Raw genomic sequence first — 18,272 nt, 5'->3', positions numbered from 1 at the left:
CTAACCCTCGACCGAACCGCTGAACTGGGTCCGTGCGGCCTGGTTGGCGGCAGGAGGAATAGCGCCTATGACCGTCTGGATCGCACGCCGCATTATACAGTCGATCTTTATCCTGATTGCGATGACTGCAATCATCTTTCTCGCCGTGAACGTCATCGGGGATCCCGTTGAGACGTTGGTCAACCCGGAGGCCACCCAAGCCGAGCGCCAACGCTTGATTGAATTCTACGGTCTCGATCAGCCTCTTCCGCTGCAATATGTGGCTTTTGTGAAGGGCGTGCTCCAGGGCGATCTCGGTACCAGCTACGTCTATGGTGAATCCGCGATCAAGGTAATCTTGTCGCGCATGCCTGCCACGCTGGAGCTTGCGACCAGCACCATGGTGCTGTCAGTACTGCTCGGGGTGCCACTGGGCCTTTACTCGGGGCTTCGCCCGAATGCCCTTGGCAGCCGGGTCATCATGGGCGGCAGCATCTTGGGTTTTTCGCTGCCGTCGTTCTGGACCGGGCTTCTGCTCATCATGGTCTTCGCCGTCTATCTGCGCTGGCTGCCTGCGACTGGACGCGGGGAGACGATAGAAATCATGGGAATAGGGTGGTCCTTCCTGACGCGGGATGGGCTATCGCATCTGGCACTGCCGGTCGCGACCCTTTCGATCTACATGAGCACCTTCGTGATGCGGCTTACCCGCGCCGGGGTGGAAGAGGTGGTGCCGCAAGAATACGTGCAATTCGCCCGCGCCAAGGGCCTGCGCGAAAGCCGGATCTTGAGGGTCCATGTGCTGCGCAACATCATGATCACCCTCGTGACTGTCATCGGCCTGGAGTTCGCGACCCTGATTGCCTTCACCGTTGTGACTGAGACGATCTTTGCTTGGCCCGGCATGGGCAAATTAATTATCGAGAGCATCGAGAAGCTCGATCGCCCCGTAATTGTGGCCTATCTGATGATCGTGGTCGTGCTCTTCGTCACCGTGAATCTGCTGGTCGACATTCTCTACACGCTTCTCGATCCGCGCATCCGCATCGGAGGTTCGGTATGACCGGCGGCTCCATTCCAGCCACCACCGCGCCTCAGCGCCCACAAGGCCGGCTGCGGCGCTTCGCGCGCCAGTTCTTCGGGGCGCCCAGTACGGTTTTATGCACGGTCCTGCTGACGCTCGTGGTCGGCACGGCGATCCTGGCCCCTTGGATCGCTCCGCAGAACCCCTACGACCTCACGGCGATCGATTTCCTCGACGGGCGGCTGCCGCCCGGGACGCAATCGGCCACTGGCATGACCTATCAGTTCGGCACTGATAATCAGGGCCGCGACATGCTGTCGGCCATCCTCTACGGTCTACGGATCTCGCTCAGCGTGGGAGTGGTCTCTGCGTTGCTCGCGGCTGCCATCGGCGGCAGCATCGGCCTTTACGTCGCCTACCGTGGCGGCAAGACCGAGGGCTTCGTGATGCGCCTCGTTGATTTGCAGCTGTCGTTCCCTACGGTCCTTGTCGCGCTCATGATCCTTGCTTTCCTCGGCAAGGGCATCGTCAATGTCGTCCTCGCCATCATCATCGTCGAATGGGCGACCTATGCGCGGATGTCGCGCGGGGCCACGCTGGTCGAGCGCAGCAAGGAATACGTCGAGGCCGCACAATGTCTGGCGTTGCCCACCTGGCGCATCATCTTCCGACATCTGTTGCCCAACGTCATCCCGTCGCTCATCGTAATCGCCACGCTACAGGTCGCGCGCGCGATCACGTTGGAGGCAACGCTGTCCTTCCTTGGGCTCGGCGTTCCGGTGACCGAGCCCAGCTTGGGGCTGCTGATCGCCAACGGCTATCAGTACATGCTGTCGGGCCAGTACTGGATTTCGTTCTATCCCGGCATTGCCCTAGTGCTGGTGGTCGTCATCATCAACGTCATCGGAGACCGTATGCGCGAGATCCTGAACCCCCGGAGGATCAAATGAGCGGCCCGCCTCTTCTGCAGATACGCAACCTCGAAACCAGCTTTCCCCTGCCGCATGGCATGCTGCGAGCGGTAAATGACGTGACGATTGAGCTCAACCGCGGCGAAATCCTAGGTCTCGTAGGCGAAAGCGGCTCGGGCAAGTCGATCCTTGGCTTTTCGGTGATGAACCAGCTTGTCGCGCCCGGGCGGATCACCGGCGGGTCGATCAAGTTCGACGGGCAAGAGCTTACCAACCTGTCACAGAGGCAGATGCGCGAGTTGCGCGGCAAGCGCATCGCGATGATCTTCCAGGATCCGATGATGACGCTGAATCCGGTGCTGCGCATCGACGTGCAGATGGTCGAAGCGATCCAGGCTCATGCGAGGGTGTCGCACGCCGAAGCACTGGCGCGGGCCCGCGACGCGCTGGCCATGGTCGGCATTCCTTCTCCTGAAGAGCGGCTGCGCAGCTATCCGCACCAGTTCTCCGGGGGCATGCGCCAGCGCGTGGCGATCGCCATCGCCCTTCTGAACGAGCCCGATCTGATTATCGCGGACGAACCGACGACGGCGCTCGACGTCACGATCCAGGCGCAGATCCTGTCCGAGATATTGCGTCTGTCTCGCGAGCGCAACATCGCGCTGATCTGGATCAGCCATGACCTGTCGGTGGTCTCGCGCCTCGCAGATCGTGTGGCGGTGATGTATGGCGGGCGCATCGTCGAGGCGGGCGAGGTGCGCGAGGTGATCCACGCACCTCGCCATCCCTATACGCGGGGCCTGATCGAATCGCTTCCGGGCGGCGCCAAGCGCGGCGAGCGTCTGCGTCAGATTTCGGGCACTCCCCCCAACATGCTGTTCCCGCCTCCGGGATGCGCCTTTTCGCCGCGCTGCCCCCTTCGCCAAGGCCTCTGCTCCGAGATCGCCCCCGACGTATCGAACGAGGATAGCCATCAGTTCCGCTGCCATTACCCCCTCGGGACCGGTATCAGCAAAGGATCAGCGCATGAGCCTGCTTGAGTTCCGCAATGCAGCCGCCCTCGCGCCGCAGACCCCCATCGTCGAGGCGATAGGGGTGGGCAAGGAATTCGGTCACCATGCTGATCTGCTGCAGCGCGGCTTCCAGCGTCTGGGACTGTCGAAGCCCAATCCGACGGTCCGCGCAGTCAATTCGGTCGATCTAGCGATCCGCCGGGGCGAGGTGGTGGGGCTGGTCGGTGAATCTGGCTGTGGCAAATCGACCTTCGGCCGCATCGTCGCAGGGCTTCTGCCGCCCAGCAGCGGCAGGCTGAACTGGGAGGGGCGCGACAGCACCAGCCTGCGCGGCCGCGAGCGGGTGCAGGCTAAGCTCAACGTGCAGATGGTGTTTCAAAATCCGATGGCGTCGCTGAACCCTCGGATGACGATCGGCGACATCATCGCCGAAGCGCCGCAGGTTCACAGGCTGGTGTCCGGGTCAAGCGCCGATTTCATCGATGCCCAGATGCAGCGTGTGGGTCTCGATCCACAGCTCAAGACCCGGCTTCCGCATGAATTCTCCGGCGGTCAGCGCCAGCGCGTCGGCATCGCCCGCGCCCTTGCTGTCAATCCGGAATTTCTGGTCTGCGACGAAGCGGTTGCCGCACTCGACGTCTCGATTCAGGCGCAGGTGATCAACCTGCTCGCTGATCTGCGCGAGACGCTGAACCTCACCTATCTCTTCATCAGCCACGATCTGGGCGTCATCAAGCATCTCTCTGATCGGGTGGTGGTGATGTATCTGGGCCAGGTCGTCGAAGAGGCGCCTACGGACGAGATCTTCGCGCGGGCGAACCACCCGTACACTCGCAGCCTTCTGGAGGAGATCCCCGAGATCAACACGGAGAAGCGCAGCTTCGTCGCCATCAAGGGAGAGCTGCCCAGCCCGCTGAACCCTCCGTCGGGGTGTCACTTCCATCCGCGCTGCCCCCTTGCGACCGCGCGTTGCCGTAGCGAGATGCCAGTGCTGCGCCAGATCGCCCCCGGCCACCGCAGCGCCTGCCATCTGAACGAGACTTCGTGATGAGCGCGCAAGGCTCCATCGCCGGCGGCGATTTTATCCACTATTTCGCTACACTTGCGCTTTCCGACGTGCCGCCCCGCATCCAAGCCGAGGCGCGGCGGCTGCTGGCGGATCAGCTTGCCTGTGTGGTGGCCGCCCGTGCGACGGAGATCGGCCCAGTGGTCGAGGAGGGCGCGCAGGCGATCTGGCCCGGTGGCGGCGCGGTCGCGACGGCCTATCGGCTGGCGCGTCTAGGCGATGCGATGGATTTCGACGACGGCGCCGCCGGCGCCCATTTCGGCTGCGGTGCGGTGGCTGCGGCGCTTGCGCTCGCCCCTACGGCAGGCGCGGATGGGGCCGAGCTTCTGACGGCGATCATCGCGGGCTTTGAGGCAGGCGGGCGCATCCATCGCGCCACTGGGTCCTATTTCAACCGCATTGATGGGGTGGACCGCTTCTTGCCGGTCTGGGGCATTTCGACACCGATCGTCTATGCCGCCGCAATGGCCGCCACGCGCCTTCTGCGCCTTCCAGCGCAGACCGCGCTGCAGGCGCTGTCGCTGGCAGGGGCTTTCGCACCGATCCCGGTGGGGGCGAAATGGTCGGCGATGATCGATCTGCCCGACACTAAATATTGCGACACCGGCTGGGCGGCGGCGGCGGGGGTCTCGGGCGTGTTGCTCGCGCAGACCGGAACTACCGGACTTACCAACCTGCTGGAACCCGACGGCGGTCTTTTCACCATGCTTTCCGCTTCGAATGCCGCGCCCGATGAACTTGCACTTGCGCTTGGCGAAGACTGGGGCCTCTCGGGTATCCGCTACAAGGAATGGCCCTGCTGCGGGATGTTGTTCGGCGCGCTGTGGGCTGCCCGCGCGATCGTGGCGGAGCACCCGGGCGACATTGGCGCGGTCGAGGTCTGGGTCCCTGAGAACACTGCGCTCCCGAGGTTCACCAATCCCGCGCCCAGAACCTTCGCAAGCCGCCAGTTCAGTCTGCCTCATGCGATGGCGATGCTGCTTTTCGGGGTGGAAAGCGGTCCGCTCTGGCTTGATCCAGGCATTGCCGCGCAAGTAGCGATCACAGCCCTGCGCGAGCGCGTGCAGGTTCACGCGCTGACGCCAGAGCATCGCGAGGCTGGGATCGCGGCCGAGGTGGTGATTGAGATCGACGGAGTGGTCCGCCGTGCGCAGACTTCGGTTGCGGCGTTGAGCCTTCCCCGCGAGCCTTGCGATGACGCGGGCATTGCTGACAAGCTGCACCGCATGGTTGGCGGGCCGGAGGCCGCGTGCCTTTGGGAATTGGTCGCCGCGATGCCGTCGGCGACCCCCGCTGCGGAAGTGCTGAAGATTTTGCAGGAGACCCGCCCCAGATGACCCCATCCTTGATTACCAGCCCTGGGCTGGAACCGTTGGCCGAAGAGCTTAACGCGCTCTGCGACGCGCAGCATTTCACGACATCCTTCGCGCTGCGTCACCTGCCCACGGGCAGCGAGATCGGCCGAGATGCCGAAGTCGTCACAGCTTCGGCAAGCACGCGCAAGATACTTTTCATGGCCGCGGCGCTCGCAGCCGTAAACGAGGGTAAGCTCTCGCTCGATGAAGAACTGACCCTCACCCCCGACCTGATGGAGGGGCCGGTTTCCGGAATCCTCTATTTCCTGACGCCGGGATTGAAGTTTCCTTTGCGCGACGCGATCGTGCTGATGATCATCCTCAGCGACAATGTCTGCACCAGTCTGGTCGGAGAGCGCGTCGGGCTGCCAGCGATCAGTTCCTATGCCGCGCGGTTGGGCATGAAGGGCACCACGATCCGCGAAATCGTGCCCCCGCGACATATGCCCATCACCTCCGATTTCGATTTCGTGGGCCAGACGACGCCGAATGACCAGATCACGCTGCTGCAGGCGATCCTCGATGGGACCGCCGATGCCGATGCGGCCGCCCGCATCGGTCTTACTCCCGATCTTTGCGCCTATGCGATCAAGGTCCTCGGGCAGCAACAATACCGTACGCGAATCCCCGCTCTTCTGCCGCGCACCACCTTTTTTGCGGGCAAAACCGGGACAGGGCGCCAGGGTGCGATGGATGTGGGCATCGTCTACAGCGATGGCATTCCCCTCTATGCCATCGCTGTTTATGCCTCGGAACTGCCCGTCACGCTGCCCGACGGCCGCTCGGGCCACGCCATTGCCGATACCATTATCGCCGCCCTGTCGCGGCTTGCCTGGGATCATTTTCAGCTATGATCGAGCCGCACCTTCCCAACCTCATCGCCGAGATTCGTCGCATCGCCGCCATCGCGAAGGGGGAGATTGGCGTGGGCGCGCTGCATCTTGAAAGCCGTCGCGGCTTCACGGTAAACGACGATCAGATGTTCCCTCCAGGTAGTGCGGTAAAGGTGCCGCTGGCCTTGGCCGTGCTCGACCGGGTCGATCGGGGCGAGATCAGCCTTGACGACATGGTCGAGGTTCTGCCAATGGAAATGAACCCCATGGCTCCCGGGGGGCTGGGAGAGCAATTCGTGCGTCCCGGCATCGCGCTGTCGGTCTACAACCACATCGAAGGGATGATCACCCGCAGTTGCAACACCTCGACCGACGTCTGCTTCCGTATCGCCGGCGGCGCGGACCGGATCGCTGCTTGGATGGCCGGGATCGGTCTCGTCGACTTCCAGGTCAGTCGTACCATGCGCTACGCGCTGGCGGTGATGCATGACCTCCCTCTGCCGCCCGAAGGCGTTTCGATGCAAGAGGTGCTGCAAAACGCTACGCCGGAGATTCTCGACGCGCGCAATAATCCCAATGCCCGCTTCCGTCATGAAGAACGCGACCATTGCCGCCCAAGCGCGATGATCGAGGTAATGCGCCGGATCGCCGAGGCCTCGGATGGGGTGAGCAAGCTGGGGCGACGGACGATGCTCGACATCATGGAGCGCGAGGTCCATTCCGATCTGCGGGCGCGCGCACGCCTGCCGCACGGGGTAAAGCTTGCGGGCAAGACCGGCAGCGGTGCCGGAACAGCGACCAATTCTGGCCTCGTCACGTTGCCCGAGGGACGCGGCACTCTCGCACTCGCGCTCTTCGTCAAATCCTCACGTGCCGACATGGCGACCCGCAATTCGGTGATCGCCGATGTAGCGCGAGTGGTGGTCGACTACTACCTGATCACCACGTATCCCAAAGTCGTCGCCCCATCAGCCGATAGCGGCGTTTCCGGCTATCCGTGCAGCGTCTAGCAGCAGCGGCACGACCCGGGCGCGTACCTCATCAGGCTGCATCCGGGCGCGCAGGATCGAAATGTTGATCGCCGCGATCACTTTGCCGCGATAGTCACGCACCGGCGCCGAGACTGAGAGCGAGCTGAAATCGACGTCCTTTTCGGTCATGGCATAGCCCGCCTCTCGTGCATGGGCGAGCCGGGCGAGGTAGCCTTCGAAATCCACTCCGCCCAGCCGGGCATGGGCAGCCTCGTCAGCGGCGTCGAAATACTGGCGTACCGTCTCTGGCGGCATGTCGGCCAGATACATAAGACCCGATGATGCCGTGAGGGCAAGGAAGCGCGAGCCTACCGGCAGATTCACTGCCGAGACATTAGGGCTGGGTACGTTGGCGATCACCACGATCTCCTGATCGCTCAGCTCGACCCAAGAGACAGTCTCTTCGATTTGCTCGGCGAGCCGAGTCAGTAGATGGAACGAGGCGTCGAGTGTCGTATTGGACGACAGGATGCTTTGTACGAAGCGGAAGGAGCGGTTAGACAGCCGATACTCCCGCGTGTCCGGGTTGCGCTGGATGTAACCTATCTTCTCCAGCGTATAGACGAAACGTTGTGCGGCGCTGCGGCCCATCCCGGTCTTGTCGGAAATCCTGGCGATCGACATCGCGCGATCCTCACGGGTGAAGGCTTCCATCACCAGCATGGCCTTTTGCACGGAGCTTACGAAAAGCCGTGGATCGATGCCGCCGTCGTCGCTTGGAATGGGTTTGTTCATCAAATACGATCCTGGTCTGGCTCGGTCGACATCGTCACGGAACCGAAGGCTCCGCCCGTGTCCCGCTGGTTTGGCGGAAGAACTCGGCAAAGCTAGTGCGCAACTCCTGCTTCTTGATCTTGCCCAGAGCGTTGCGTGGCAGTTTTCGAACGATCTCGATATGTTTGGGCACCTTATAGCCAGCAATCGCGCCACGAAGCAACTGTCGCAGCGCCGCGGTGTCGAGCGTAGAAGCGGCGTCGGGTTGCAGTTCGATCGCTGCGAAGACGGCCTCGCCATATTCGGGATGCGGAACGCCGATCACGGCGCTTTCGGCGATCTGCGGCTGTGCGTTCAGAACCTGTTCGACTTCCTTCGGATACACATTGAGGCCCCCGGTGATGATGAGATCCGTCCCACGCCCAATGACCGACAATCGCCCCTCGGGATCCAGCGATCCGAAATCCCCCGTGCGCAGCCAGCCGTCGTCGGTCAGACTCTCCGCAGTCTTTTCGGGTGCGTTGAGATAGCCGGTGAACGGAGCGGGCTGCAGTATCTGGATCTGCCCCACCTCTCCAGCAGGTAGCGGCCGCCCGTCAGAGCCGATAATGCGCAGAGTGCTTTTAGGCAGTGGATAACCGCTGTTGCCCGCCTCGCGCGAATGGTCCGCTCGGTTCGAGGTGATGAGCAGCGCCTCGGTCATGCCGTAACGATCGAGAAGGCGGTGCCCGGTGTGGGCGGCGAAGGCCTCGAACAGATCCTCACGCATCGGGGCCGAGCCAGTGATGAAGAGCCTTATCCGGCTGCAAAGCTCGCGGGTAAAGCGCGGCTCGCTCAGTAGACGCTGATATACCGTGGGCACTGAGGCCATCATCGTTGCATGCGGCAGCCCATCGAGGATGGTGTCGACTCCAGCATCTTCGACGAGGAACAGCCCAGCCCCCGCCGACAGCATGGGCAGCATCGTGGCGAAGACGCCATAGGCAATCAGATTGATGTGCAGCAGCACGTCGTCGGGTCCGATCGCCCACATCTCTCGAATCGCCTCGACGTTCCAGCGCACCTGCGCGGTAGTGATCCAAGCTCCTTTTGGCCGTCCCGTGGTGCCCGAAGTATAGACCAACGCATTGGGTGCCGAAGCTGCGACAACGGCCAACGCTTCAATCGAGGTGCTGGCGGCGGCTAGATCGGCAAATCCGCCCTCTTCGCGTGCCGTCAGTGTCAGACAAGTCCGACCCGCCTCGACAACCAGATCGGAGAAGCGCGGATCGCAGATCACAAGCCGCGGTGCTGCATCATTGAGGATATGGGTGATCTCTACCGCGGCAAGACCTGTGTGGATGGGCAGAAACACCGCTCCGATCCGGGCCATCGCCAGATAGATCAACATAGCGGTCGGCGACTTGTCGACCAAGAGCGCCACGATGTCACCCTGGCCAACGTCTGCAGCCCGTAACGCGCCGGCCAGGCGCGCGGTGCGGGTCTCAAGTTCGCCGTAGCTGACGCTGACGCCGTCGGGTCGGCGCAAGAAGATGCGCTCCAGCGCGGGAAAGCCGGCCCGGAAACTGCCATAAAGGTTAGCGCTCATGATCTGCTGTCTTTCCATCGTCATTTGCCCTGGAAGATAGGGCGGCGCTTGGTGGCGAAGGCCGCGGTGCCTTCGCGGTAATCCTCGCTTGCATCCGCCAGATCCGATAGGCGCCGTACTTCGGGCGTCACTTCGGCCAGCCTGCCCATCGCGATCCCGTCGACGGCGATTTTCGCTGCCTGTATCGAGAGCGGCGCACTGGCGCTCATCTCGCGTGCAAGCTCCAGTGCTGACGCCACCGCGCCCTGAGAGCTGGCGGCCAGTGCCAGGCCGGAGGCCACCGCATGTTTGGCATCAACCGTGTTTCCGGTGAAAAGCATGTATTTCGCGAGCCCTGCGCCCACCGCATTGACCAGAAGAGCAGTGCTGTCGGCCGGGTAGACCAAGCCCAGACGGGCAGGGGGTACAGAAAAGACCGCGCCCGGCCCCGCAATGCGGAAATCAGCCCGCAGCGCCAGCGTGCATCCCCCTCCGATCGAAGGCCCGTCGATCGCGGCAATCACCGGCACCTTCGCCGCGCTGACCATCGCATAAGCGCGCATAATCGTGTCCCAATAGCGCTGGCGCGCGGCTGGGTCGTCGCGGACGGCGGCAAAAGCGAGGATGTCATCGCCCGCGCAAAATACCCCGGGTACGCCGGTTAGAATGATGACGCGGATTGAGAGATCGACCGATAACTGCTCGAAAGCGTCGCCGATACCGCGCCAGCCTTCTTCGTTCAGTGCATTGCGTTTCTGCGGGCGGTCGATGGTGACGCGGGCGCAGCCAGGCTCTGGGCGGTCGATCCGGATGAAGTCAGACATTGAGATCTTTCCCGTTGAGCATCGCACAGGCGACAGAGTGATTGAATAACAATTGAGATAATTGTATAAAAATGACATGAGCTGTCAATACCACCTAGGAGAAGCGTCAGAGCTATTGACCACTTTCGTCAATCGAATATTAATTATAATAATTGAAAACCAAACAAGAGACGTTCCATGCCAAGCTCTTCCGCTATCGTGCCTGATCATGACGCAACTGATCCGGGATTGACCATCGCTCAGCATTGGTCTGCGCGCGCGGCGACAGATCCCGAACACGTCTACTGTCGCTTCGGGCAGGAGGTATGGACCATCAACCGGATGCACCGATGGTCGAACCGTATGGCCCATGCCTTAGGCGGTCTCTGCCCACGCGGCAGCCGAGTTGCGCTGATGCTGGGAAACCACCCCGACCACGCCGCCGCCATCTTCGGCCTCGTGAAGGCAGGCCTTGTGCGGGTTCCGGTTAACGTCAACCTGATTGGCGCGTCGCTCGCCTTCGTCTTCGAACGATTTGCTCCTACGGTCCTCATTGCCGAACGGGCTTATGCCGACGTTTTGCGGCCGGTCCTCGAGATGAATCCCGAGCTAGTGGTGATCTGGCGCCATGAGGGAGCATCTGACTGTTCGCTTTCGCGTCTCCTGGCGGAGGCATCCGCGGACGACTGCTCCAATGTTACCGCCTCGGACGACGTCATCGCGATCACTCCTAGCTCGGGCACCACCGGGGAACCGAAGGGGGTGCTCAAGACCGATCAAAGCCTACGCAGCGGACCGTTGGGAATCTTCGCGCTCACAGGAGCCACACGCGGGGACGTCCTTCTGCATTGGGAACCACTCTACCACGGGGCCGGAGTGGCGGTTCTGATCGCTGCGGTGATGCGTCCGTTGACTCTGGTGATGGTGCCGCGCTTCAGCGCCTCGCAGTTCTGGAGCAATGTCGATCGCGAAGGCATCACCCTAATCCATTATCTCGGTGGTGTCTTGCCGATCCTGTTGGCGCAGCCGGAACGCGACGACGACCGCTCGCACAGTGCCCGCCTTGCCTGGGGAGGCGGGGCCTCTATCGAGGTTTCTCAGCGTTTCTCCGAGCGTTTCGGCATTCCGATGCGAGAGGGATTCGGCATGTCCGAACTGACCACCTTCGTCACCGTCAGTGATGCCAAGAGCCCAATGGGCGCTTGCGGCAAGCCGCTGCCCTTCTACGAAGTCCGGCTGCGGCCCATCGATGGCGTCCAAGACGGTGATTTCGGCGAATGTCTGGCCAAGTCGCTGGATCCCGGTCTTGCCTTCCGCGGTTATTTCGGTCGACCCGAGGCGGTTGCCGAGCTGGTCGTCAACGGCTGGTTCTCGACCGGTGATTTGATGCGCCGCGACGCGAGCGGCAATTATTTCTATGCAGGACGCTTGAAGGATTGCGTGCGCAGGCGTGGCGTCAACATCTCCGCCTGGGAGGTCGAACGCGTATTCCAAGGTCATTCTGGTGTCGAGGAATGCGCGCTGATCGGCGTTGCGGGTGAGATGGGCGACGACGATCTGAAGCTTTTCGTCAAACGCGTTGAGGGCGATCGCACCAGCGCGGCGGAGCTTCTGGATTGGGCGCATGCACGCATGCCTTACTTTCAAGTGCCACGCTATCTGGAGTTCATTGAGGCTTTCGACAAGACCCCTACCCAGCGGATCTCTAAGGGGAGGCTACCGCGCGACACCGCCAATGCCTACGAGGCTCCCGAAGCCCGTCGCGGCTGAAGAGCCCTCGGCACAGATCTCCTACCTGCATCCGTTCGATATAGCGGGCGCCAGGGCGGTATCGGTCAAGCTTGGATCAGCTTCTCCGCGACCTTTGGCTCCTGACGGGTATGTGGCTCAGCGCGACACACTGGCTGCTCTTACCCGACTGTTGTCGCTCGTCGAAAAGGAGCTGATGGAAGCCGGCGATCAGGCGCTGAAGGAACGCTTGTCCCTCCTGCGAGCCGGAGAAGCTCGAAAGATTTGCCAATCTCCTGCGCGACAAGCTCCGCCACGGTACGCCGGAGTTGCGTCAGTCCTGTGCCCGTATGATCATGGGTGAAGCGGGGAGTGAACGATGAGGAAAATCAGGATCAGCGGGTCGAAATTGATCCTGGCCAAGACTGCAATCGCAAGGCCTTGGCAAGGCCCATCCGCCGCTCTCTCTCTTGTTCGGAAATGGTGCGCCAACACGCATAAACCATGAACCAAGATAAATAATGGATTCTACACGTAAAAATCAGCGAGTGAGATGGCTATGTCTGTGAGTTATGTCGGAAATTGCTGCAAAGTATTCGTCATAACGGCCGACAGACTATCCTGATATTTTGTCCGCCAATGAGGATATGCTTTTCGATCCATTGCTTGATGGTATTTACGCACTATGCAAATCTGTCTCTGAATCCGGTTTGGCCGATCTTTTCAAAACTGATACTATCATGCGTTGTCGCATCTATGGTGCCAGCTTTGGCGATGCATATCGACTACACTTGTCGCTTTGAAGCTGAGTATGCTGGCCTTTAATGATCTGCTGGATGGTAATCGTTTATGAAGCTCGGATATGTCCCAAGCGGACCGCCGTTATGTGGGACACGGAAAGCGATTGTGCCAAATCGACGTCTGAGGGTAGATTAATTAAATTGCGGGCACTGTTCTTTTCCAAAAGGTCGCTTTTAACAGGTTTTTTAAAAGCAGTGATCTTGAAAACATGTCTTGATCAATAATATGACGGGATTGAAATAGCGTTGGCACCGAAGATTCCTGAATTAGTTTTTATGAAAATCAGATCATATTTTTTTTTGATATCTAATCAATATTTTCGTAAAATTAACCTCCATTAGAAATTTTGCCTATGGCATTCGAAAGAAAATATATAATGTGAATTTTTTCCTAAAAAATCATATCATCAGGAAAATTTTCTTTCAAAATGAGTTTTGTACCAAACAAAAAATCATAGTGCTTTTCTTCTGGCCAGCCGCCATATTCGATTTTTATTGTAGATTATTCTCGTCGAATGCGTCCATCAAGAGATTTACTTCGTATAAGTAATGAGTCTCACCTCTAACATTGTCCGAAAAAAGTCACATTCTACAGACGAAAAACCTTCTGGGTCTATTTCCTTAAAAGCTTTTTTCAGGCGTTCTGACACCTGCCAATAATGACTAATCGGCCCGTCCAAGTCCTTTGGCATATCGCCTTTTCGGCGATCATATCGAAGAAGGGGTTTTTCTTTCAGAACTGGAAATCCTCCTGCCTCGGGGCGTAGACAAATTCGGGGAGGTGTGAGAAGGCGTTTTTCGTTCTAAAATATTATGCCATGCCCACGACCGCCTCCAAGAAAGCCAACTTCTATTGTGCAGCATTTTTCCTCTGGCTTTGTATGTGCGTCTTTGCTGGAGTTTATTTTCCGTGTCATTTTTTGCTACTTCTAAAATTGTCGATTCTAATAAGGTATGGATTGGTATTGTCAGGTTTGGTGCCGAAAATTTCGTTCATATAATGTGAGCAACGACAACGAGGTCTCCAAGCTGCGTACGATGAGATCGTCTCTCCGGTTTCGTTCCTCCAACATGACTTGACCACCGTTGAAATTGGGTGATCCAATTCGCGTGCGCATGTGCCATGGCGGGCGACATGCGGCTTAGAACGACGAGTTGGTACGGCATGACGATGGATCACGATTCAGCGGCAGGTCTTCTATGTCCTCAGTTCTGCGTACCCAAAAAGTGCTCATGAAGAATGTTCTGCCCGCTCTTTATAGTGTGCGCGTAGGTGTTGGATGTAGAGGCGTAAACATAAGGAGGTCACGCGCAGGGGCTTGGGGGCAGCGCTGTTCGCTTGCCAAATGTCGGCTCAGGCCTGGCTACGCGAATGATTGTGGTGACAGACGACTGGGCAGAGATCGTCCCCGTCGAGAGCGGTGAAATCGCCACGGTCGAGCACTTCCTTCTTCGCGTACTCGACCAGGTGCTGCGTCCGCTACGAAAGAAGAATTCGGCGAAGCGCGTGCGTGGCCGAAAACGCAAATGACCACTGAGGGCGACATTCTCGCCAAATGATCCGAGGAGGGTCCCGTGTTTAAGTCAAGCAATACGTCGAAATATCGAGAGTGGCGAGATGTCGCTTCGGAGGGCTTAATTCGATCCATCGTTTCTCGCATCGAGGTGCCAGTGATGAGGTGAGGATCATCGGCCTAAATGCAGGGATCGAGAACGCTTTGAGAAAAGAGAAAATACCTTGCCGTTCTGTTCATAATTTTGAACGGAAATGGTACGCCCAAGGGGAATCGAACCCCTGTTTGCGCCGTGAAAGGGCGCCGTCCTAACCGCTAGACGATGGGCGCGTTCAAGATGTGGGCCTTATAGATGCGGGATTTTGAGTCGGCAAGAGATCACATCTGGTTTTTTGCGTTTTCCCGTCATTTTTGCTGTGCATGCGAAAGCCGCCCATATCAATTATGGACGGACACATTGCGAAGGCGCAGGGAAGGGGATGTCTTGCTAGGTCGAGCCCCTGGCTTCGAGCGCAACCAAGGCAGGCCTTCTGCTTAGTTCCAGAAGGCGAGATGCGGGGACTGCCGCAGGCGATTTGACAGAGGCTTAAGAGCGCGCGTGCAGAATAATCTATCGGCGACGGCAGCGCGCGTTCCAGTCCCGCTCAGGGCCGATGTCCACGTGAACCGACTCCGTGTGGCAATAGGTACCGACACCGCCGCGCCCCGGCATGGAGCGGATGAAGGAGGCAAGCTCCCACTTGCTTACGCCTTCGACTTGAATATCGGCTGCGGCGCAGAACATATGCAGCGATTTGCTGGCGCCACGTGCGCGACGGTTGCGCTGTTCGTCTCGGAAGCCGGAAGTTACGACGACCTTTTTGCCATAATGGCGCTCAATGATACCCAGCGTGTTGACGAGGGCGGGCTTGAGGCAGGAGATGTCTACATTGTCTGTCTGACGTACAAGCCCGTTGGGAACCAGTCGGGCGAGGCCTGCGGCCGATGCCACGCGAACCGGAGCTTCTTCCTCTTCCTCGTGCATGTCGATATCGCTGTTCGGATCCCACGATGCTCTCTTGGTGATCTCGAACATGTTCCTTTCGCTGACGCCGGGAAGGGCGCCACCTGCGCTCGCAAGTTGCTTCCGGTTTTTCTGCGGGACGGCAACGGTCGGACGTTTCGATGCTTCCTTGGCTGCGCGCGGCGAGCCATTCTGCGAGCCGTAGAGCGATGTGAAGGAGGATGCGTCTGCCTTGGTATCGGCGGGCTTCGTTGTACTTGCCGCGCCATAAATACCGTTCGTCGGCGCTTGCGTCTGCTGCACTGCGGCAGTTTGAACCGGGGGCTGTGCCGTTTGCTGGAGAAGAGGATTTTCCAAGCCTTGCGCGAACGGAGTCTGCTGCGGCTTGGCTGTTGGCAAATAGGCCACCGTATCTGGAAGATCTATCTGCGATTCGCCTTCAACAGGGGCAAGATGCGGATTGCTCGCTACCAATTGCTGCTGTTGTGCCTGAAGCGTGTTCTGACTGGCATCCTGGTGTGTACCCAGAACAGCTTGCGATGCAGTGGCATCCGCGGCGGCCATCTGAGCAATTTCCGACCCTTGCGCGCCGCCGGTTTCGCCCGGGCTGACATTTTCTGTCTGCATGGTGTCAGAACCGCGGTTCATTGCGAGAGCTGGCGAGGAAACGCCGAGATCGGCCGAAGGAACGAGGGAAAGGGAGGGATCGGAAGTCGCGGCGCATCCTGCAAGGAACAGGCTGATCGCGGCGGAAGACAGCAAAGACCGTACAACGCCGGATGTGCGCACTCTGGATTTCACCCCTGTTCCCCCTTGTTGGCGTTCGTGTCGGGCGACACTTAAGTTTCCTCGGGTTGGCCTGGTTAAAAGCCGACATGCTCGCGAAAACTCGGTCTCTCCCGGTTTTTCGCAATATGTGCGAAAAAACGAATAGACTGGATTCGCTACCCGCATAGATCATGATGGTTAGCGAATCGTCAATTCACCGGAAATTACGCTTTGTAACGAAACTTATCGAACATAGATGCCGGGTGCATCGGCGAGAGCAGCGCATGAATTCACGCTGCGCGCATCGGTCCGCGCATTGTCCTGTGTCTCGACCCAGCTCTGCCAGACCGGCCACCAGGACCCTGGTTCTTCCGTTGCTGCTGCAGTCCAGTTTTCATAGCTGGTAGCGCGATGGCTCCCGCTCCAATACCGATATTTGCGCGGCTTCGGCGGGTTTATGACGCCGGCTATATGTCCTGAGCCTGTAAGGACGAAGGTTGGTTCTCGTCCGAAATAGCCGCAGCCTGCATAAACCGAGCGTGCCGGCGCGATGTGATCCTCTTTTGCTGCAAGACAGAATATCGGAATTTCGACCTCTGAGAGCGACAGTTTTTCGCCGAAAAGGCGCAGTTCACCGCGCGCCAAACGGTTCTCCAGGTAGAAATTACGCAGGTAGAAATTGTGATTGGCCGGTGTCATGCATGTGGCGTCGCTGTTCCAGTAAAGCAGGTCGAAAGCCCGCGGCATGCGCCCGCGCAAGTAAGTGTTCACGCAATAGGGCCAGATCAGGTCCTCGGAACGCAGCATGTTGAATGCTGCTGCCATTCGCGTCGATTCCAGGTGACCGCGTTCGCTCATCTCGCGTTCCAGCCATTCGACCTGTGGCGGGCTGACGAAATGTCGAAGATCTCCGGGGTGGGAAAAATCAACCATTGCCGCGAACAGGCTTGCAGTCGCGACCCGATCGTCGCCGCTCTTCGCCTTGTACGCCAGGGCGGAGGCAAGGAGCGTCCCGCCAACGCAATAGCCGATCAGGTTAAACCGATCCTCACCGGTCGCCTCTTGCGCAGTATCAAGTGCGAGATCGAGTCCTTCCGCAATATACGCCTCCCAGCCTTTGTCGCGCAGTCGTTCGTCCGGATTGACCCAGGAAATAATGAAGACCGTGTGGCCCTGATCGAGCGCCCAGCGCACGAAGGACTTCTCTGGAGAGAGGTCGAGAATGTAGAATTTGTTGATCCATGGCGGGCAGATGATGAGCGGGCGCTTCAGGACTGTCTTCGTCTGCGGTTCGTACTGGATGATTTCGGCAAGCGGGCTACGCGCAACCACCTTGCCGGGCGTGTTGGCAAGGTTACGTCCCAGTTCGAACTGGCTTTCGTCCGTCTGCCGAATGCGAAGAAGGCCGTTGCCGCGCGCCAGATCTTCGTTGAACATCGTCATGCCCTGGACGAGATTATCTCCGGAACTGAGAAGGGTTTCACGCAGCACTTCCGGGTTGGTCAGCAGGAAGTTGGATGGGGAAAGGCTGGCAAGCAGTTGCGACAGATGAAAATGCAGCTTCTCTCGCGTCTCTTCGTCGAGATCCTCCATGCGCGTGACCAGGCCTTCCGACCAACGGCACAGGATCAGATAGGCGCGGCGCAGGAAGTCAAAGGGCGGGCGGCTCCAGTCGGCATGACGAAAGCGTTTGTCGGATAAGAGCGGCTGCCGCGGGGCGTCTGCATCGGCACCGGGAGAAAGGCTCAGGAGAAGTCTCGCCAGTTCGGCAAAGAGTGAGGCCTGCGCCTGCATGGCGCGCGCGGGGTCAGCAAACCAGTAGCTCCAAATTCGCGCCAGGGCGTCGAATTGTTCTATACGCAGGTCGCCCCGCGATGGAGCGTCACCGCGCTCTGCAATCATTTCCGCAGCACGCTGCGCTTCTTCCATCAGACGCGTGATATTGGCGGCAAGCCGCTCGGGGTCGCGAATAGTGTGCGGGTCGAGACTGAAGGGATCGCCTTTCGAACTCTTTTCATTGCCGCTCTGGCGTGCTTTATCGACTGGCGATGATGACTCGACCATGAGCTTGGTCAGTTCCCCGAAACTTTAGAATTTGAAACGAATATAATCTGTTGAGTAGATGGGTCCAGAGCGCACATACATGTGGCGGCTTTGTGAACC

15 protein-coding genes, 1 tRNA gene and 1 pseudogene are annotated in these 18,272 nt (G+C 59.4%); 10 read left to right on the top strand and 7 right to left on the bottom strand.

Annotated elements, in window-relative coordinates; translation table 11 throughout:
* Nucleotides 1–67 precede the first annotated feature (67 nt).
* The 7 genes from IE151_RS15535 to IE151_RS15505 are packed head-to-tail and all read left to right on the top strand — an operon-like array spanning nucleotide 68 to nucleotide 7,191.
* Nucleotides 68–1,042: an ABC transporter permease gene (locus tag IE151_RS15535; protein WP_189492247.1), complete on the top strand. Its 975-nt coding sequence runs from the start codon at nucleotides 68–70 to the stop codon at nucleotides 1,040–1,042.
* Nucleotides 1,039–1,953: an ABC transporter permease gene (locus IE151_RS15530; protein WP_189492244.1), complete on the top strand. Its 915-nt coding sequence runs from the start codon at nucleotides 1,039–1,041 to the stop codon at nucleotides 1,951–1,953. The genes IE151_RS15535 and IE151_RS15530 overlap by 4 nt, the downstream gene beginning before the upstream one ends.
* Nucleotides 1,950–2,954, top strand: coding sequence for an ABC transporter ATP-binding protein (locus IE151_RS15525; protein ID WP_189492241.1), 1,005 nt, complete (start codon nucleotides 1,950–1,952; stop codon nucleotides 2,952–2,954). Before IE151_RS15530 ends, IE151_RS15525 begins: the two co-directional genes overlap by 4 nt.
* A complete protein-coding gene (locus tag IE151_RS15520) occupies nucleotides 2,941–3,975 on the top strand; it encodes an ABC transporter ATP-binding protein (protein WP_189492238.1) in 1,035 nt (344 codons plus the stop codon). Before IE151_RS15525 ends, IE151_RS15520 begins: the two co-directional genes overlap by 14 nt.
* Nucleotides 3,975–5,330 (top strand): MmgE/PrpD family protein, encoded by a 1,356-nt coding sequence (locus tag IE151_RS15515; RefSeq protein WP_189492235.1) that lies wholly within the window; start codon nucleotides 3,975–3,977, stop codon nucleotides 5,328–5,330. The genes IE151_RS15520 and IE151_RS15515 overlap by 1 nt, the downstream gene beginning before the upstream one ends.
* Complete coding sequence (locus IE151_RS15510) at nucleotides 5,327–6,202, top strand: serine hydrolase (RefSeq protein ID WP_189492233.1); 876 nt, start codon at nucleotides 5,327–5,329, stop codon at nucleotides 6,200–6,202. Before IE151_RS15515 ends, IE151_RS15510 begins: the two co-directional genes overlap by 4 nt.
* Complete coding sequence (locus IE151_RS15505) at nucleotides 6,199–7,191, top strand: serine hydrolase (RefSeq protein WP_189492230.1); 993 nt, start codon at nucleotides 6,199–6,201, stop codon at nucleotides 7,189–7,191. The genes IE151_RS15510 and IE151_RS15505 overlap by 4 nt, the downstream gene beginning before the upstream one ends.
* Here IE151_RS15505 and IE151_RS15500 read toward each other — a convergent pair.
* Genes IE151_RS15500 through IE151_RS15490 form a run of 3 tightly spaced genes read right to left on the bottom strand, consistent with a single transcriptional unit; the run spans nucleotide 7,150 to nucleotide 10,317 of the window.
* Entirely contained in the window at nucleotides 7,150–7,947 is a 798-nt protein-coding gene (locus tag IE151_RS15500) for an IclR family transcriptional regulator (protein WP_189492228.1), read from the bottom strand. The genes IE151_RS15505 and IE151_RS15500 overlap by 42 nt on opposite strands.
* A 34-nt stretch (nucleotides 7,948–7,981) precedes the next feature.
* Nucleotides 7,982–9,514, bottom strand: a complete 1,533-nt coding sequence (locus IE151_RS15495; protein ID WP_189492225.1) for an AMP-binding protein — start codon at nucleotides 9,512–9,514, stop codon at nucleotides 7,982–7,984.
* Between the two features lie 20 nt (nucleotides 9,515–9,534).
* Nucleotides 9,535–10,317 (bottom strand): enoyl-CoA hydratase/isomerase family protein, encoded by a 783-nt coding sequence (locus tag IE151_RS15490; RefSeq protein WP_189492222.1) that lies wholly within the window; start codon nucleotides 10,315–10,317, stop codon nucleotides 9,535–9,537.
* Between the two features lie 177 nt (nucleotides 10,318–10,494).
* Here IE151_RS15490 and IE151_RS15485 point away from each other — a divergent pair, with 177 nt between their 5' ends.
* Both IE151_RS15485 and IE151_RS15480 read left to right on the top strand, forming a co-directional pair.
* Nucleotides 10,495–12,066, top strand: coding sequence for an AMP-binding protein (locus IE151_RS15485; protein ID WP_189492219.1), 1,572 nt, complete (start codon nucleotides 10,495–10,497; stop codon nucleotides 12,064–12,066).
* Nucleotides 12,032–12,388 carry a hypothetical protein gene (locus tag IE151_RS15480; RefSeq protein WP_189492216.1) on the top strand — a complete coding sequence of 119 codons (357 nt, stop codon included), beginning with the start codon at nucleotides 12,032–12,034 and terminating at the stop codon, nucleotides 12,386–12,388. The genes IE151_RS15485 and IE151_RS15480 overlap by 35 nt, the downstream gene beginning before the upstream one ends.
* Nucleotides 12,389–13,357: 969 nt before the next feature.
* On the opposite strand, the pseudogene IE151_RS17985 reads toward IE151_RS15480, so the two are convergent.
* Nucleotides 13,358–13,615, bottom strand: a pseudogene (locus IE151_RS17985) (imm11 family protein); the annotation flags it as partial.
* Nucleotides 13,616–14,196: 581 nt separating this feature from the next.
* Here IE151_RS17985 and IE151_RS15470 point away from each other — a divergent pair.
* Nucleotides 14,197–14,355 carry a hypothetical protein gene (locus tag IE151_RS15470; RefSeq protein ID WP_189492214.1) on the top strand — a complete coding sequence of 53 codons (159 nt, stop codon included), beginning with the start codon at nucleotides 14,197–14,199 and terminating at the stop codon, nucleotides 14,353–14,355.
* Between the two features lie 238 nt (nucleotides 14,356–14,593).
* On the opposite strand, the gene IE151_RS15465 is transcribed toward IE151_RS15470, so the two are convergent.
* The 3 genes from IE151_RS15465 to IE151_RS15455 all read right to left on the bottom strand — a co-directional run bounded on the left by IE151_RS15465 (nucleotide 14,594) and on the right by IE151_RS15455 (nucleotide 18,173).
* Nucleotides 14,594–14,668, bottom strand: a tRNA-Glu gene (locus IE151_RS15465).
* 280 nt (nucleotides 14,669–14,948) lie between these two features.
* Nucleotides 14,949–16,142: a YcbK family protein gene (locus tag IE151_RS15460; RefSeq protein WP_244636824.1), complete on the bottom strand. Its 1,194-nt coding sequence runs from the start codon at nucleotides 16,140–16,142 to the stop codon at nucleotides 14,949–14,951.
* Between the two features lie 210 nt (nucleotides 16,143–16,352).
* Complete coding sequence (locus tag IE151_RS15455) at nucleotides 16,353–18,173, bottom strand: PHA/PHB synthase family protein (protein ID WP_189492211.1); 1,821 nt, start codon at nucleotides 18,171–18,173, stop codon at nucleotides 16,353–16,355.
* Nucleotides 18,174–18,272: the final 99 nt, after the last annotated feature.

It is taken from the genome of Limoniibacter endophyticus (assembly GCF_014652835.1).
Classification (GTDB): Bacteria; Pseudomonadota; Alphaproteobacteria; order Rhizobiales; family Rhizobiaceae; genus Limoniibacter; species Limoniibacter endophyticus.
The sequence above is the reverse complement of the archived record's forward strand: the minus strand, read 5'-3'. Positions and strand labels throughout refer to the sequence as shown.

Excerpts from the sequence above, each read along its gene's own strand:
- IE151_RS15535 (WP_189492247.1), top strand. The coding sequence starts at position 68 with ATGACCGTCTGGATCGCACGCCGCATTATACAGTCGATCTTTATCCTG.
- IE151_RS15530 (WP_189492244.1), top strand. The coding sequence starts at position 1,039 with ATGACCGGCGGCTCCATTCCAGCCACCACCGCGCCTCAGCGCCCACAA.
- IE151_RS15525 (WP_189492241.1), top strand. The coding sequence starts at position 1,950 with ATGAGCGGCCCGCCTCTTCTGCAGATACGCAACCTCGAAACCAGCTTT.
- IE151_RS15520 (WP_189492238.1), top strand. The coding sequence starts at position 2,941 with ATGAGCCTGCTTGAGTTCCGCAATGCAGCCGCCCTCGCGCCGCAGACC.
- IE151_RS15515 (WP_189492235.1), top strand. The coding sequence starts at position 3,975 with ATGAGCGCGCAAGGCTCCATCGCCGGCGGCGATTTTATCCACTATTTC.
- IE151_RS15510 (WP_189492233.1), top strand. The coding sequence starts at position 5,327 with ATGACCCCATCCTTGATTACCAGCCCTGGGCTGGAACCGTTGGCCGAA.
- IE151_RS15505 (WP_189492230.1), top strand. The coding sequence starts at position 6,199 with ATGATCGAGCCGCACCTTCCCAACCTCATCGCCGAGATTCGTCGCATC.
- IE151_RS15500 (WP_189492228.1), bottom strand. The coding sequence starts at position 7,947 with ATGAACAAACCCATTCCAAGCGACGACGGCGGCATCGATCCACGGCTT.
- IE151_RS15495 (WP_189492225.1), bottom strand. The coding sequence starts at position 9,514 with ATGAGCGCTAACCTTTATGGCAGTTTCCGGGCCGGCTTTCCCGCGCTG.
- IE151_RS15490 (WP_189492222.1), bottom strand. The coding sequence starts at position 10,317 with ATGTCTGACTTCATCCGGATCGACCGCCCAGAGCCTGGCTGCGCCCGC.
- IE151_RS15485 (WP_189492219.1), top strand. The coding sequence starts at position 10,495 with ATGCCAAGCTCTTCCGCTATCGTGCCTGATCATGACGCAACTGATCCG.
- IE151_RS15480 (WP_189492216.1), top strand. The coding sequence starts at position 12,032 with ATGCCTACGAGGCTCCCGAAGCCCGTCGCGGCTGAAGAGCCCTCGGCA.
- IE151_RS15470 (WP_189492214.1), top strand. The coding sequence starts at position 14,197 with ATGATTGTGGTGACAGACGACTGGGCAGAGATCGTCCCCGTCGAGAGC.
- IE151_RS15455 (WP_189492211.1), bottom strand. The coding sequence starts at position 18,173 with ATGGTCGAGTCATCATCGCCAGTCGATAAAGCACGCCAGAGCGGCAAT.